Annotated in this window: 14 protein-coding genes; 5 read left to right on the top strand and 9 right to left on the bottom strand. The window is 46.2% G+C overall.

All coding sequences use genetic code 11. The features are described 5' to 3' along the window. Positions 1-342: 342 nt before the first annotated feature. The 3 genes from OEL83_02365 to OEL83_02355 form a co-directional block, all read right to left on the bottom strand. Entirely contained in the window at positions 343-4,620 is a 4,278-nt protein-coding gene (locus OEL83_02365) for a PEP-utilizing enzyme (protein ID MDK9705871.1), read from the bottom strand. 156 nt (positions 4,621-4,776) lie between these two features. Continuing rightward, positions 4,777-5,781, bottom strand: coding sequence for a type I glyceraldehyde-3-phosphate dehydrogenase (gene gap / locus OEL83_02360; protein MDK9705870.1), 1,005 nt, complete (start codon positions 5,779-5,781; stop codon positions 4,777-4,779). A gap of 122 nt (positions 5,782-5,903) precedes the next feature. After that, positions 5,904-7,532, bottom strand: a complete 1,629-nt coding sequence (locus OEL83_02355) for a glycogen/starch synthase (GenBank protein MDK9705869.1) — start codon at positions 7,530-7,532, stop codon at positions 5,904-5,906. Between the two features lie 545 nt (positions 7,533-8,077). Between OEL83_02355 and OEL83_02350 the strand changes: the two genes are divergently transcribed. From OEL83_02350 to OEL83_02330, 5 genes are all read left to right on the top strand, one after another. Then, positions 8,078-8,512, top strand: a complete 435-nt coding sequence (locus OEL83_02350) for a secondary thiamine-phosphate synthase enzyme YjbQ (protein ID MDK9705868.1) — start codon at positions 8,078-8,080, stop codon at positions 8,510-8,512. Positions 8,513-8,519: 7 nt separating this feature from the next. Beyond that, positions 8,520-8,762, top strand: coding sequence for a hypothetical protein (locus OEL83_02345; GenBank protein MDK9705867.1), 243 nt, complete (start codon positions 8,520-8,522; stop codon positions 8,760-8,762). A gap of 3 nt (positions 8,763-8,765) precedes the next feature. After that, positions 8,766-10,544 (top strand): UbiD family decarboxylase, encoded by a 1,779-nt coding sequence (locus tag OEL83_02340; GenBank protein MDK9705866.1) that lies wholly within the window; start codon positions 8,766-8,768, stop codon positions 10,542-10,544. 2 nt (positions 10,545-10,546) lie between these two features. After that, on the top strand, positions 10,547-11,257 hold the full coding sequence (locus tag OEL83_02335; protein ID MDK9705865.1) for an rRNA pseudouridine synthase: 711 nt from the start codon (positions 10,547-10,549) through the stop codon (positions 11,255-11,257). 225 nt (positions 11,258-11,482) lie between these two features. Next, positions 11,483-11,764: an integration host factor subunit beta gene (locus OEL83_02330; protein ID MDK9705864.1), complete on the top strand. Its 282-nt coding sequence runs from the start codon at positions 11,483-11,485 to the stop codon at positions 11,762-11,764. Positions 11,765-11,829: 65 nt separating this feature from the next. Here the strand turns inward: OEL83_02330 and rimO are convergent, their stop codons facing one another. The 6 genes from rimO to OEL83_02300 form a co-directional block, all read right to left on the bottom strand. Then, positions 11,830-13,194, bottom strand: coding sequence for a 30S ribosomal protein S12 methylthiotransferase RimO (gene rimO, locus OEL83_02325; GenBank protein MDK9705863.1), 1,365 nt, complete (start codon positions 13,192-13,194; stop codon positions 11,830-11,832). After that, positions 13,194-13,937, bottom strand: a complete 744-nt coding sequence (locus tag OEL83_02320; GenBank protein MDK9705862.1) for a nucleoside phosphorylase — start codon at positions 13,935-13,937, stop codon at positions 13,194-13,196. The genes rimO and OEL83_02320 overlap by 1 nt, the downstream gene beginning before the upstream one ends. Positions 13,938-14,041: 104 nt before the next feature. Next, the gene (gene atpE, locus OEL83_02315) at positions 14,042-14,293 is read right to left on the bottom strand and encodes an ATP synthase F0 subunit C (GenBank protein MDK9705861.1); all 252 of its coding nucleotides are present in this window, start codon (positions 14,291-14,293) and stop codon (positions 14,042-14,044) included. Between the two features lie 65 nt (positions 14,294-14,358). Next, complete coding sequence (gene atpB / locus OEL83_02310; GenBank protein MDK9705860.1) at positions 14,359-15,081, bottom strand: F0F1 ATP synthase subunit A; 723 nt, start codon at positions 15,079-15,081, stop codon at positions 14,359-14,361. 8 nt (positions 15,082-15,089) lie between these two features. Beyond that, positions 15,090-15,512, bottom strand: a complete 423-nt coding sequence (locus OEL83_02305) for an ATP synthase subunit I (protein ID MDK9705859.1) — start codon at positions 15,510-15,512, stop codon at positions 15,090-15,092. A gap of 9 nt (positions 15,513-15,521) precedes the next feature. Continuing rightward, positions 15,522-15,773, bottom strand: coding sequence for an AtpZ/AtpI family protein (locus OEL83_02300; GenBank protein ID MDK9705858.1), 252 nt, complete (start codon positions 15,771-15,773; stop codon positions 15,522-15,524). Positions 15,774-15,783 lie beyond the last annotated feature (10 nt).

Genomic DNA, 15,783 nt, shown 5'->3' with positions numbered 1-15,783 from the left:
CGCACCTTTCCCGTTGCCGGAAGCACGGGATATTGCCCTCTTGCTCTTGGATCCTGCAGATAAGTTCGGCGAGTTTAACCCCCTTTTCCTGTGGAACCCCCAAGAATAGTGCCTTTTTCCGGGCCAATGAAAAAAGTTTCGGGCCTTTCCTGAATCTTTTCGTATCCGACATCTTTTTCCTCCCCAAGCTTGCAGACAACCCTATTCCAAAAATCACCGTCACATCATTCCATCGGCCATCTCCATCCCTCTACCACCATTAAGAAATCGTCACAACTTGTTACCCGGCCGATGTTTACCGTTTAATTTTTTAACCCTACATGTATTTTCGTTTCTTAAACACTATATCGGCAGTATGTGGTACTCCTCAACTATTGAATGAGCCCCATTCAAGACCTGGCCATTACGGCCATCAATAGAAATCGGATCGCCAAAAACGATTTTGACTCCGGCAATTTCGCAATATTGCTCGGCCTCATATACCTTTAAGCTCCTACATCCGACGACACAGGTCTTCTCCAAGCGTACTGCAACAACCGAAGCATGAGAGGTCTGCCCCCCTCTGGAAGTAAGCAAGCCATCAGCCTGGCTCACCGCTTTGATATCCTCGGGAACGGTATCCTGACGAATAAGGATAAGTGGCGTCACCGGATCGGTTTGTCTCAGTTTGCGAATATTATCTTCAGTGAATACAGCACGACCGGAAAGCGCTGATCCGGAAACCCCCACACCTTTGCCGAGATAAGATGCCTCTAAGGCTGGACTTTCAACAAAGACATTCAGGTGCTCCTTTTTCTTGATGGTTATCATATCTCGGGTCTGCAGAAGATAGAGTTTATCAGGCTCAGGCCCTTCAAAAGTAAACTCTATCTCTTGCGGATTCCATCGTTTCTCATAGACAAGTTCTCTTGATATATCTAATAGTTGTTTATATATTTTCGGAAAATGGTGCTCGAGAGTTTCCTCTTCCGGCCTGCCGTCGAGTTTCGCCTGTTCAACCGAGATCGCATGGCTCGATACCAACCCGGAAACAATATCCTCACCTTGATCCCCATAGGCATAGTCACCCCAGAGTGCTACACGCTGTACCTTGCGATACGGGTGCGCCGTAAAAACGACACCCGACCCTGCATTGCCGCTCTTATTGCCAAAGACCATGGCCTGGACAATCACCGCCGTTCCCCACGAATCGGATACATCCATAATTTTGCGAAACTCCTGGGCCTTCTGAGTTTCCCAAGAATCCAAAACCAACTGAATAGCATTGACCAGTTGGAGCCAGGGATCCTCAGGGATGACAATCCCCCGTTGCCGGATTAAACCTCGGTACGAAAGGGCAAGCTCCTTCATTTGCTCTGGGGAGAAATGCCTCTTTAAAGTCACATCATATTTAGCCTTGGCGGCATTCATCAAAACCTGGAAATCCTCTCGGCCGACCCCGGAAATCATCGCCCAGGATTGCAAAAATCGCCGATAATTGTCCCAGGCCAGATATTCGTTGCCATGATTGACGATGAGATCGGCAATAAGTTCTTCATTGAGTCCGACATTTGCCACGGTGGCCATCATTCCCGGCATGGAAATGGCGCCACCACTCCGCACAGACAAAAGCAAAGGCCTAACCGGTGAACCGAAGGTCCTTCCCGTCAACTGTTCAATCTCCGTCAAGGCTTGGCGAATGCGCTCCATGAGTTCCTGACGGGTCTTGTCATACCCAAAGACAATCTCCCGGCAACGAAATATTTCCGTTGTTAGGACAAATGCCTCCGGCACGCGCTTTCCTTCAGCAAGAAGAGTCGCCAGATTAAAACCCTTGTTCCCAAGATGAATGAGGTTGTTGGTGTATGGATTCGGCCGATGCAATAACGACAGCACCCTCTCCGGATTGTAGGTCATGAGCAGGTCTAACCGTTCCTGATCGAGGAGATCTTTTTGATTTTCAAGAGTTTGTAGTATCCTAAGAATGAAATTGTCAAGATGCTGCAGCCCAAAGGTTGAGGAAATTAATTCCCGGAAGAAAACCTCCGACAATCTCTGTACAGTCGTCCCTACCTCCGTCTCGTCATAGAAATTGGCAAATTTCTCAAGAAGATTTTCTTTACCGATCTGAGGGATGATGATCGACAAGTTATTCTGGTGAATATTGGTATAGAAGGCGTAAATAATGTCCTTCACTCCTTCAGACATCCCACGAAAGATATCAAGATACTGAGTGTAGGAAAATCTTCGAACCTTCAGTGAGGCTTCCAGCAGCGAGAGATAGGTTGAGAGTCGCCTGGAGGTTATACCGTCAATCGCCAAAGCCCGGAGAAATAGGTTGATACAGCGAACAATATTATAAAAAGTGGCCTGGGTAATAATCGATAAATTAACAGTTTCCGGCAACTTTTCTAAATACAGGTTGGCAAAATTTTCGAGACGAAAGGTAAGACTGAGGGCGTCGAACTTGCGTTCCTTGTAGCGTCCGTAGACAGAAGGAATATCTGCGGCGATATGCCGCTTGTAGTATATATCCTCCTGTGCCTCGAAGGTTTCCTCGGAAAGAATGATTTTTTTCAAACCTTCCAAGGCGGTAAGCAGCGCTTCAAGGCAATGCTCTGTATCAGCATGATCAAGATCGGCTAGAAGCCGTTCCATCTCCGGAAAACCATCGTTGACGGCCTTTAAAATTTCCGAACGGAGTTGTTGTACGCCCAAATTATACTTTTTGTAGAGCAGCTTGTACATCCGCACCAGCAATTCAAAACGGCGGATCTCCTCTGGCCGAATATCCTTCTGGCTTTCAAGGTAGTGGCTGATCGTTTCCTTATCTTTAACGAGGAGGTCCTGCACTCTATTGATGGCCATTGCCGACCAAAATCGCTCACTGAGAAGCCGAACATCGTCGATATACTCACCGTTGATGGCTACTTGGCTGTAAACTTCCTCTGGAATAAAGGGGATGAGAAGGCTTTTATCGCCTGTTTTCCAAAAAAGAAAAATCGCCTGAACAAAATCGACAATGAGGTTGGAACTCTCCACATGTCCCTGTTTGCGGAGAAAATGTATCAGCACGTCCTTGCGCCTATGGATCTCATCGAGTTCTGTCGATACATCCCGCAACTCACCTTCAGAGCCAATTTCATTAAAGAATACCGGCATCAATTTTGCGAATTGTTTCGAAAGATTATAAATTGGCTCTATTGGATGATTGAGCAGTTGGGTAATATCCCTCTGAAATAAATCAGTATCTTTGACACAGGTGCCGGAGAGTTTGAGATGAATGATCAGTGCCGAGAATAGAGTAGAACACCATTTCGGCTCCCGCATGATCAGGTGAAGCCAGACCCGAATATTAGCAAGGTGCGCCGGATTCGCGAGTGGTTGCCAGTTTTCATCAACGCCAACAACATTGGCGTGTTGAAAACCAAAACGCACTACACCCCAGAGAAAGGCCTCGACCATGCGACTGTTGCCACGGTCGAACACCTCTCCACCCAACACCTGAATACATTGCAGGGAGGTGTGAGGAAATTTGCGCACATTGGCCTTAAGCAGCTTAAAAGCAGTCAGGAGGAAATCCTCAATTTCCTCAAAACTTTGTTGCCGAATAAGCTGCACAAGGCTCCGATTAATCTCCCGCAGAGTCTCTTCATGGATGAGATACAATCCATCCGTATCCATTATCTTAAACAAAAACAGCAGCTTTCTGTTTTCGGTAAAATGATGGAGATGGGTTATTCCCTGCTCTTCAATCTGCCTAAAGACCGCCTCTGCCGCCACGAGATTATTCGGCATCGCCCTGTAATATTTAACAATATCAACATGTTCCGGATACTCAAGCATGGTTTGCAATGCCGTGGAAGGACCGTTAGTTATGTCTAGTCCAGTCACCTCCTCCAGTTGACGCTCCATCGTTTCATGGGAAATTGCCTGAAAGAGATTAGATGAATGAAAGTCCGCAACCGGTATGCTGCAGCGGTCGAGAAACCAGGTCAGCGGATCATCTTCCCTCAACCAATATCGATAGCAGTTACTGAGAATAGTCTGGAGGAGTCGGGCAAGCGGCGTAAAATCAAATTCAACCCGATCTTGTGCAGTAAGAGCAAGGAGTTGTTTGGCAATTTTGACAAAAGGGTGCTGCCCCTGAACAATTTGCATCATAACCTGCTTGTCTGTTCTGTCCAATTCCGCCAATCGTTCGAATACGATGTTTAACTCCATTGCAAAACGACGCAAATCATCACCGGTAAGCTGACTAGTTAATTTATCAAGCCAGACCATTTGGGCACTAACCGCCTGGGACAACAGACCGGCATCCCGAGTAGTGTCGTGTATTGCCTCAAAAAAAATCCGACTAAAAATACAAAAGGCATCCGGTCCACGCAGGTGTGTTCGGTAATGGTTGGAGTTCTTTAAGGCAAAACTACGCAGCTGCGGCAAAATAATCTTCCAATTGCGAAACGGGTGACAGATCTCCAATAGAAGTTTTTCGAGGGCCGTATGTAATCCGTTGAATTGTTCAACAGCCTCAAGCAACACCAATAAATCTTCTTCGATAACCACGCTCCCCGCAGTCTCGATGAGATTTGCCCGTAAAGCATCCGATTCAATAATCTTCTCTTGAGGCGTGGCTTCCATATCAACCTATAATATATTTTCTTGTCAGGCAATTATTTCCCCATATACACCGTGAGTATATCGAAGACATTCCCGCCGTGGCAAGTGATAAAAAAAACGCCTTTGTGACGAATCAGCAAAGGCGTTCGTACTATTGCTTCCTTCCTTACTAGGATATCAAATTGCCTTATTCGCCTCCATATGGAGAATAAGATCAAGCATTCTATTGGAATACCCCCACTCATTATCATACCAGCTCATCACTTTAACCGAATTACCTATCACCTTTGTGCACTGAGCATCAATAATTGAAGAGTGCGCATTGCCCTGAAAATCGATAGAGACAAGGGGTAATTCCGTATAACCGAGATATCTACTAGCCGCATCCTTTAAGGCCTTGTTCACCTCTGCCACGGTGGTCTCTCTTTCCACCTCCATAACCGCATCGACCAAGGATACTGTCGGTGTGGGTACTCGAACAGCCAACCCATCAAATTTGCCCTTAAGTTCCGGTATTACTAAAGACACCGCTGCCGCTGCGCCAGTCTTTGTTGGAATCATCGACAATGCCGCAGCCCGTGCTCGGCGTGGGTCGGAATGCGGAAAATCGAGCAGTCTTTGATCCCCTGTATATGCATGTACTGTTGTCATCAGGCCGCGCTTGATGCCGAACTTATCGAGAATCACCTTGGCAAATGGGGCAAGGCAATTAGTGGTGCAGGAGGCGTTAGACACTATGTGATGGGTGACAGGATCATACTCATCTTCATTTACTCCCATAACAAAGGTCTTCACATTGCCTTTTGCCGGTGCTGAAATAACCACCTTTGATGCACCCGCATCGATATGGGCCTGCGCTGACTCTGCATCGACGAATTTGCCAGTACATTCGGCCACATACTCGACACCAAGCGCTCCCCACGGAATCTCAGCGGGATTGCGAAAATTTGATACGGCTACCTGCCGGCCATCCACCATGATGCCTTTCTCATTGCTCTGCACGTCTCTGGCATACACTCCCATCACTGAGTCATATTTCAGCAGATGGGCAAGTGTCGGGTTGTCAGTGAGATCGTTAATTGCCACAACCTCAATATCGGCAAATGCACTATCCTTATCTATTGCCCTGAAAATATTTCTGCCAATCCGGCCAAAACCGTTAATTCCAATTTTTATCGTCATTGTTTTCTCTCCTTAATCTTCCGGCACTGTTGGCACTCCGAAACCGGTAGTAATTTGTCCATGATCATTGTTGCATCATGATTTTTAGCGTGTAATTCCTGGCATAAATGACCAGAGGCCCCTCATTCACGGCATAGTTGCTGTTTTCTGGCTTTACGGTAAAGCTCCAGGTATTTCCGCATTACCTTCGACCAAATATAGTTTCGTTCTATCTCCTGCACCGCCTGCAGCTGTATCTTTCTCATCAGCCCCTTGTCCGTATACAAAACCAGCGCCCGCTCCAGGGCTTTCAACAAATCCCCAGGTGCATTACCTTCGTATGTTATCCCGGTCACCCCATCGATAACTTTTACCAAACCACCTACGCGATGCACTATTGGAATATTACCAAATAATTGAGCAATGAAATCTGTCAATCCACACGGTTCGTATCGAGAAGGAATAACGAAAAAATCTCCAGCAGCAAAAACCCTGTTTGCCATTTCCGGACTAAATCCTTGTAAAAAACACACCCGCCCAGCAAATCCTTCCCGCTCGGCCATACGGATTAAACTGGTATTTATCTCGCTTGCACCAGTTCCAAGGATTATGACCTGAACCTCCTGGTTTTTGGCGAGCAACTCAGCAAGAACCGTTGTGAAAATATCAATACCTTTTTGCTCATTGAGTCGGCCTATAAAGGTAATAAGTGGATTTTCGGTCTTTCTGTCGATACTGCCAAAACACCGCACACCATTAAGGGAAGTGCGATGATACAAATCTTCGAGAAGCAGTTCTTTGCAGCGTCTTTTGCCGGCTAGATTATCTTCTTCTTTTCCAGGGGAGAAAATCAATTCGGGGTTACTCCCGGCTATTGCCCTGGAACAGAAAAAGTCCGGATCGATGCCGTTGGTCACACCTTCGAGGGTTACACCGCGCCGTAACAGCTCGTGGCCCAACCATCCTGTCAGGTAATCACTGTCCGTCTCCCGTAACTCTCTGGCATAATTTTCACTCACCGTGTTGATTATGGCATACTGGCCGGCAACAAGGAAGGGATCAAACTTAAAATCGAGCTGGTTGTCATCAATGACGTGCTTTGGCAAAGCAGTTATTGAGACAGCATAGGGAATGTCAATAACCTCCTGATGATAACCATACCCCGCGTTATGAATAGTGACTATACACCCGGTTTCGCGAAAATAATTTCGATATCCGGCATTCTCCCTGATAAGCGCAGGCAAAACTGCCGTATGTCCATCATGGCAATGAATAACATCTGGCTTTTCCCCAAGAACAATCATCAGTTCGAGAGCCGCCTTTTGCAGGAGCAGATTCATTGCGAAGAAGTCATGATGACCCATCGATTTTTTCTGCCAAGGCACCAAATTTTCGTCTTTTTCACTGTAGGTATACACATCCGACTTTTGTCGGTAGCGCTCCGCGTCGACAAGGTACAGGCTTACCTTATTGATCTTTTTATAATAGTAGTGAACTTCTTCGAGTATTCGTTTGTCGGGTTGGTGCATATCAATCCGCAGCCTTAAAATGCGATCCGGGCAGAAGGGATCCCTCAAAGGCAAGAACCCCTGTTCTCGCGCGTTGACAAAACCATATAGGGGCAACACCACTTGTAGGGACCTGGCAGTTCCTTTGGCAAGTGCCTCGGCGAGTTGACAGACAACATCTTTGACCCCTCCGGCTCCGGCAAGCTCACCGTACTCTCGGCTCACCATCCAGATATTTTTTATCTGTTCAGCTTGTTCTACCATCACGGTACCTCTATCCCTTGAGGCGCTAAGTGAACGTCGCCTTCAATTAAAGATATTATTGAAAATGCGCACCAAAGGGCATTTCTCTGGGCCTTGCATCGTATCTTGACGAATAAATAATACGCAAATATTTTAAAACAGCAGATATCTCTCCTGTGAAGGTATAGCTATTTGGTACGCCTGTATTGTATTCGTATTGTGGCACAAGTCAAGAAGGGCTACTATGCCAATATAAGCGAGAAGGCAGCAAATATTCCTTCTTCCGGGATTTATCCTGTTTAATTGATGCGGCGTTTTTATCCTTCCCCGTCTTCTCTAGACCACTCCAGCAAGCTTAACATTTGGGTGCATCTCTACAACAGGTCATGCCGGGCAAAGATTGACTGAAGGATTAAAAGAACCTATACTAAGGGATTCTTTGTAAATGTATCGATATCAAGCCAATTCCAACGTCGTAAGAGCTATTCAAGTAAGCAAGGCACACTCGCTTTAGCCGCGACGATTTCTCAATGCCTCTACGCCTCAATACATATAAAGGAGGGGCTATGCCCAACGGCCAATTGAAACTCTCCACGACATCAAGTGTGGAACTTGTCAACATTACAAGCGAAATTGACAAAATTATCCAGAGCCAAGCGATCTCTTCAGGAATTATTCACCTTTACAATCCACATACCACTGCGGGTCTTATAATTAATGAAGGTGCGGACCCAGACGTCTGCCTGGATATCCTGCAGGGCCTTGCGTATATGGTCCCCCGCAACCTTGGATATAAACACCGTGAAGGAAATTCACCATCTCACATAATGGCCATGCTGACCGGCACCCATCTCACCATATTTATTGAGAACGGCAAGATGCAGCTTGGCACCTGGCAGAAGGTTTTCTTTTGTGAATTTGACGGCCCCCGTGCCCGCTCAGTTCGCTGGAAAATTATTGCAGACCATCAACAGCCCTTTTCCACCAAACTCACCGCATAAACAGCTCATGACCCTTCAACCCGAAAAAATGTGCTTCGGCTTGGCCGAGGAATTGGATCGACTCTCATTTGCTACCTTTCTGCAACTTGCAGGTCGTCCGGAATTTGCCAAAATACTTTCTGAAAGGCTCACCTGCGAAGAAATCAACCAATTCGTGGATACCTTTTTTGGGCTCTTAAAAAAACACCTCGACAAAGATGAGTACCACCGGCTCTTTTTGCTCGACCCTGATCACCAGCATAAGGAGTAATGCGTGGCTCTCGACAAATTATACGACCTGCGCAGTTATCTAGACCTTCTTAAAAAAGAAAATCAACTGCTGCTCATTGAGGAAGAGGTCGACCCCTATTTGGAAATCGCCGAAATTCATCGTCGTGTAATCTCTCGGGGTGGACCAGCGCTGCTTTATACCAAAGTCAAAGGCTCAAAGTTTCCGGTTACCACCAACCTCTTTGGTACCAGCAAAAGACTTGAACTTGCCTTCGGTAATAAGCCACAGCAATTTGTCCGCGACGTGGTTCGACTCGCCGAATCTATTATGCCGCTGTCTATTACAAACCTCTGGAAGAATAAGCAACTTTTCCTCGATGGGTTGAAGATCGGCCTAAAAAACGTCTCCAAAGGCCCAATACTTGAAAACTGCCAGCAACCGCCACGGCTTAGTTCTATCCCCATGCTCACCTCCTGGAGCAGCGATGGCGGTGCCTTCGTAACCCTGCCGCTCGTTTACACGGAACACCCAGAAGGCCGGGGTCATAATCTCGGCATGTATCGCATCCAGCGCTACGATGATGCCACTACCGGTATTCACTGGCAAATCCATAAAGGAGGTGGATACCATTATTATGATTCGGAAAAGCTCAACAAGGCTCTCCCCCTGACTCTTTTTATTGGTGGTCCTCCGGCTCTTATGCTTTCTGCCATTGCGCCGCTTCCCGAGGATCTTCCTGAGCTCCTCCTCACCTCCTTGCTTATCGGCGACAAACTCTCCATGACCAAGGATCCATTAGGAGGGCACAAGCTTGTTGCCAATGCCGAATTTGCAATCAAGGGCCTGGTTCCTCCTCACCTTCGTCGGCCTGAAGGTCCGTTCGGCGATCATTACGGTTACGACTCTCTGCAACACGATTACCCGGTATTCCAAGTCAGCCACCTTTATCATCGTAATAATGCTATTTATCCAGCGACGGTTGTCGGTCGTCCTCGACAAGAGGATTTTTTTATCGGCGACTATCTCCAAGAATTGTTATCACCGCTTTTTCCGTTTGTTATGAAGGGGGTCAAAGAATTAAAGACATACGGCGAAACTGGTTTTCATTGTCTTGCTGCCGCCAAGGTCTCTGATCGTTATCCACGTGAAGCATTTGCCTGCGGTTTAAGAATCCTTGGCGAAGGGCAGCTTTCCCTTACAAAATTCCTTATTGTCACAGACGGTGATATCGATATCACCAATTTTCCAGATTTGTTGGTTCACGTATTGGAAAGGGTAAATTGGGAACAGGACCTCTTTGTCTTTGCCAACGTTTCCCAAGATACCCTCGATTATACCGGGCCGTCTGTTAATAAAGGTTCCAAGGCCATGCTTTTGGGCCTAGGTAAAGCGAAAAGACGCCAACTCCCCGAACACTTCAACACCTCTTTACCAGAATATTGTTCAAAACCAGTAGTTTTCCTGCCAGGGGCACTGGTTGTCCAAGGTTCGCCTTACCAAGAAAAACCTACATTGGCGAAAGAGCTAGCCGAGTTTACTGCAGTGCAGGATTGGCCAATAATCTTTCTGGTCGATGATAGCAGGGAGGCGACTTCCTCGACGCAGGACTTTCTCTGGACCATTTTCACCAGATTCGAACCAGCTGCGGATATTCATGCCCGTTCAAACGCAGTACATCGATTTCATGTCGGGTTGCTACCGCCTGTGGTCATTGATTGCCGAATGAAACCTTGGTACACAAAAGTCCTTGAGGTTGATGCAAAAACAAGGGAAAAAGTCGATAGACAGTTCACAAAAATTATCCCTGCTGAATGGCGATGAGTATGCTGGTAAGACTACAAAAATACCTTGCCCAATGTGGAGTTGCCTCGCGGCGAAGAGCTGAAGAACTCATTTCCGAAGGTCTTATCAGCGTGGATGGAAAGGTTGTCACAGAAATGGGCATTACCATAAATCCAGATTCCAGCATCGTAACCTTTGCCGGCAAACTGGTAAAAGCCAAGGAGCCTCTGGTTTATTATCTTCTCAACAAACCAAGGGGCTATGTCACCACGCTTTCCGACCCGCAAGGCAGGCCTATTGTTACCTCTCTTATTAAAGGAGCTGGTGTGCGACTATTTCCCGTCGGGCGCCTTGACCTTGATACCGAGGGAGCACTAATCTTGACCAATGATGGCCAACTCGCCCAGCAGATACAACACCCGAGCAACGAAACTAACAAGACCTACGAGGCCTTAGTCAAGGGCAATCCCTCCAAAGAGAAGATTGAACTTCTCAGAATAGGAGTTGAGCTTGATGGGAAGTTAACCTCACCTGCCCGCGTAACAGCCATTGCCTCACAAGGTCCTAATTGCAAAATGAAAATCACCATTCATGAGGGACGGAAACGGCAAGTGAAAAAGATGTTTAGCCTGATTGGCCATCCTGTATTGCACCTCAAACGTATCGCTTATGGCAAGCTGACTCTGGGCCATCTCCCTGTTGGTAGCTACAAGCAACTTAACTCTGCAGATTTAAAAAAAATATTTTTTTAGAATTCTCTTTACAAAACCAAGATTAGCTGATTAAATCTAAGTAGTTAGGGGTAGACAGCTAGCCTACGACCCAGATGTGATTCCAACTGCTTGATATTTAACACTATTTATCAACCCAGGACTTCAGGTGTTTGCGCTTGGGTGTTAGTTTTATTACTACGTTACTATGTGACTGTATTTTTTGATAATGCATCCCAATTTGTTTTTCACAAACAGGAGTTACGTATGAACAAATCAGAACTCATCGAGGCATTAGCGCAAGATATCAACATACCTCACCGAGAAGCTGCGGCGATTACCAACACCGTGATCGAAACAATGACAGAAGCGCTTGCCAAGGGAGAGAGCATTGAAATACGAGGCTTTGGGAGCTTCGTTATTAAAGAATACGGTTCTTATGAGGGCAGAAACCCAAAAACTGGTCGAAAAATTGAGGTAAAACCCAAGAAGCTTCCTTTTTTCAAAGTTGGCAAGGAGCTACGAGAAAAAGTTAACAGCAGTAAATAAATTTATTTTTCCAGACTGCAAACCGCGAAGAGCCCTAGGCAGCAATTTGCTTCCGGGCTCTCCTGTTATGCATTTTGCTGCCTATCGTTAGCCCCGCTCTCTTCAACAATCCCTCCGACTAAATCATATACCTGAGAGTCGGTGATGGCGACGTTGACGATATCACCAGGATTGGCCACGCCGTCGTTTATGAAAACGATGCCATCGACTTCCGGCGCCTGATATTTTGTCCTTCCCTGTAATAGAAGGTCGGTCTCGCTACTCAAGCCTTCTACCAAAACCGGCTCGATTCTCCCGACATACTTCTTTTGAATTTTTGCAGATAGCTCAGCCTGTATCGCCAGAAGATGATTCTTCCGTTTATTTTTCACCTTTTCTGACACCTGCTTGGTGAATTTTTCTGATGGAGCCCCTTCCTCATTTGCATAAGCGAAGACACCAACATGGTCAATTTCAACTTTACGCATAAATTCTTCAATCTCCCTGAAGGCCTTTTCCGTCTCTCCCGGAAAACCGACAAGAAAAGTAGTTCTGAGGGCAATATTCGGCACACGTGACCGTATTCTTTCAACAAGCCTGAGCAAATCACTTGATGTGTAACGACGATTCATTGCCCGCAGCACCGTGGTATTAACATGCTGCATCGGAATATCCAAATAGGGAACAATCCTTTCATTCTTCGCCAGCAAATCAAGCAGCTGATCAGTCACACCCGTGGGATAGAGATACAACAGACGAATCCAAGGAATTGAGGTTTTTTCAAGCAGTTGCTCAAGCAATGTCTCAAGACTGATCCCCAAACCCAGATCATTGCCATAAGCAGTGCTATCTTGAGCAATGAGGGAAAGCTCTTTCACTCCATGAATTTCTAGTCTTTGTGCTTCACGAACTAAATCATCAATTGCCCTGCTGCGCAGCTCTCCCCTGATCATAGGGATCATACAGTAAGAACAACGGTTGTTACATCCCTCGGTGATTTTCAACCATGCACGAAAAAACGGAGTCGATATTTTTCTCGGAGTATCGCTGGACATCAAAAACCGAGCTGGCAGAAGCAAGCGCTGGTTCATCAGCCCATTCTCCAACTGCTCAAGTAATCCGGCAAGCTCTACAGGTCCTTCAGTTCCGACAAACAGGTCAACCTCCGGCAAATCCACAGCCAATTGTTCCTTGTACCGCTGAACAAGACACCCAACAACGATTATACGTTTTTCTGGGTAACGCTCTTTAATTTTAACCAATTCAAATATCTCACCGATTGCCTCTTCCACGGCACCCTGTATAAAACCACAAGTATTAATGATCAAGACACTTGCTTCCACTGGATCTTCGGTAAGCTTCCAACCACGCATATCCATGGAACCAAGAATGACTTCCGAGTCCACGAGGTTTTTTGCGCATCCTTGGCTTACTAAATAGAATAAGCCCATTACAACTCCTTGTATTTAGAGATGTATGATACTACTGTTTTGAGAGCTCTAGCCTTGCTGTGAAGAAAAGCTCCTTCTGAAAACCCAGGCCGCCACGCCTTACCGGATAGCTCATCTGAAACAACCAAAACTGCGGCAAACTTAATATTACGAAAGCATGCAACCGCGCAAAGTGCTGAGAACTCCATATCAACTGCGATAACCCTCTCGGTTGAGTAAAGGTTTTTAAGGGTTCGGCGATCCTCTCGGTAGACTGCGTCAGTCGACCAAACACGCCCAGAACCAACAGGGGTATTATTTTCCTGAAAATGTCTCACTATATTTTCACGAAATACCTTTTCAGGTATAGCAGGTGCATTTAGTGGATAATACTGTGAGGTACCTTCACCGGCAAGGGCCTCGCTTGGAATCAGAATATCCCCAACCTTGAGATCAGGGGAAATTGCTCCACACCAACCGAATAGAATAATTCTTTTCGCCCCAAGAACTATGAGTTTTTCCAGGGTCAAAGCCGCCATAGGTGAACCGATTGCCGGACCAGCTGCAAAAAACGATTGGTCTACATCTACAGTCAAGTTTGAGTTAAAAAGCTGCTGAGACTCACCTCCGAATTTCTTTAACTGCTCATGGCATAGAAATGCCTCGGACGGGTTTACAAGGAGTATCCCATTTTCAGGAAGGACTTTTTCTTTTTTACCCCGTCGCGGATGAATGAGAATATTTGCATCAATATCCTGATCCATATTTTCCCTCCTTGTAACCGTATTTTAAAACAAAAGAGGGCCGCAGAATACTCTGCGGCCCTCTTACCCGATCAAAGAACGATCGGAATGGTCTTCTCATCTAACTATTTTACAAGTGGGTTTGCATAAAGGAGAATGAGCGAAATAACCAGGCCATAGATAGCTACGGACTCAGCAAGCGCCATACCAAGAATCATGAAAACCATCAATTTGGGCTGTACTTCTGGGTTTCTGGCAAGACCTTGACATGCGCCATTACCAACAGAACCAATACCAATACCAGCTCCAAGGCCTGCAAGACCAATTGACAGAGCAGCACCAATACAAACCAGAGCGTACATAATATTTCCTTCCATTTTCTTCTCCTTAAAAAGTTTTTTTGTTTTGGCCTTCTTCTATATGTAAATCAATCGAATCCAACTCAATGAGCGTGTTCTTTAGCTTGGGAGAAATAAACAACCGTAAGCAGAACAAAAACCATGGCTTGAACAATAGAAACAAGCACTCCAAGTATCATGATTGGCAATGGAGCAAAAAATGCTCCGGCAAGCATGAACAGGATTGCCAGCAAAGTCTCTTTTGCCATTATGTTTCCAAAAAGACGAATAGACAGAGAAAGCAAGCGTGCAAGATTACTAATAAGTTCGATTGGTAACAGCAGGGGTACCAGCCACCATACCGGGCCCATAAAATGCTTATAGTAATGCAACCCGTGCTCCTTGAGCCCTATTATGTGGTGAGATACCCAGACAATCAGGGTGAGGGCCAAGGTGGTATTTATGCTCGAGGTCGGAGACATAAAACCGGGAATAAGGCCAATGAGGTTGGCGACGGCAATATAAAGCGCGAAAGTAGCTATCATCGGGAAGAATTTGTCAGCCATTTCCCTTCCCATATTATCGGCAAAGAAATCATCCATGCCACCAATGACCAACTCCCAGAAATTCTGCCCCTTACCAGGGATCATCTCCAAATTTCCAAGGGTGAGTTTGGCCACCAAGAAAAGAAACGCCATTACCAACCATGTATATGTCATGTACGGCGCACACAGCTGCTCAATAAATGAATGCCCTACAGGACCATGCGGAATAGGCAATCCCAATTTTTCTAGGATAATCGAAATAAATAGTATCGGATGTTCCATAACTCCTCTTACCTCCTCCCTCTGAAGAAGTAGTGCCAGGCCACATTCAGCGACATGAGGGTGACCGTTAACACTACCGTTGACAAACCCAAAATTAAGCCGAAGATGTTGACCGCCTGGCTCTTAATAACAACCAGCAGAACAACACCAATAATTGCAAGTCGACCCCAGAACTTCAGCAGATATTTTTTTTGCCCCTGTTTGGCTTGTGCCTGCCGATCCTCTTGGGACGGTAGCGAGGCGATCGAACTGATCATTCTCATTACCTCTGTCTGCGATACCCAAAAACTGCCTATTGAAACAAGGCCGCCAACAAGGACCGCCAGAGCGAACTGAAAAGACACGACAACCGCCGCTCCAACTATCATTACTGCCAAACAAATCCAGCTTATAACCTGCATTCTCTGCAGCGTCAACAAATCTTCAGTCACACAACCCTCTTAGTCCTCTCGTTTCGGCCGTTCTTCTTTCTCTTTGTTGTGCCAGAGGATCTCAAGCAGAGCCTTATACGCGGCGGCAATACCAAACCCCAACCCTATGAATGTAAACCAAGGAGAAGTTCGACCATCGAAGACCTTTTGGTCGAGATAAATTCCCCCGCCCAAGCCGATAACGATAGAGGCGACAAAAGTGAAGCCGATGTGCCCGTAATTCGCAAGCAACTGAACAAATTCTTTTTTAACACCCGACATTTTGTCCACC

It is taken from the genome of Desulforhopalus sp., assembly GCA_030247675.1.
In the GTDB taxonomy this organism is placed as follows: Bacteria; Desulfobacterota; Desulfobulbia; order Desulfobulbales; family Desulfocapsaceae; genus Desulforhopalus_A.
Note: the sequence above shows the minus strand (reverse complement) of the source record. Positions and strands in the feature narration are given on the sequence as shown.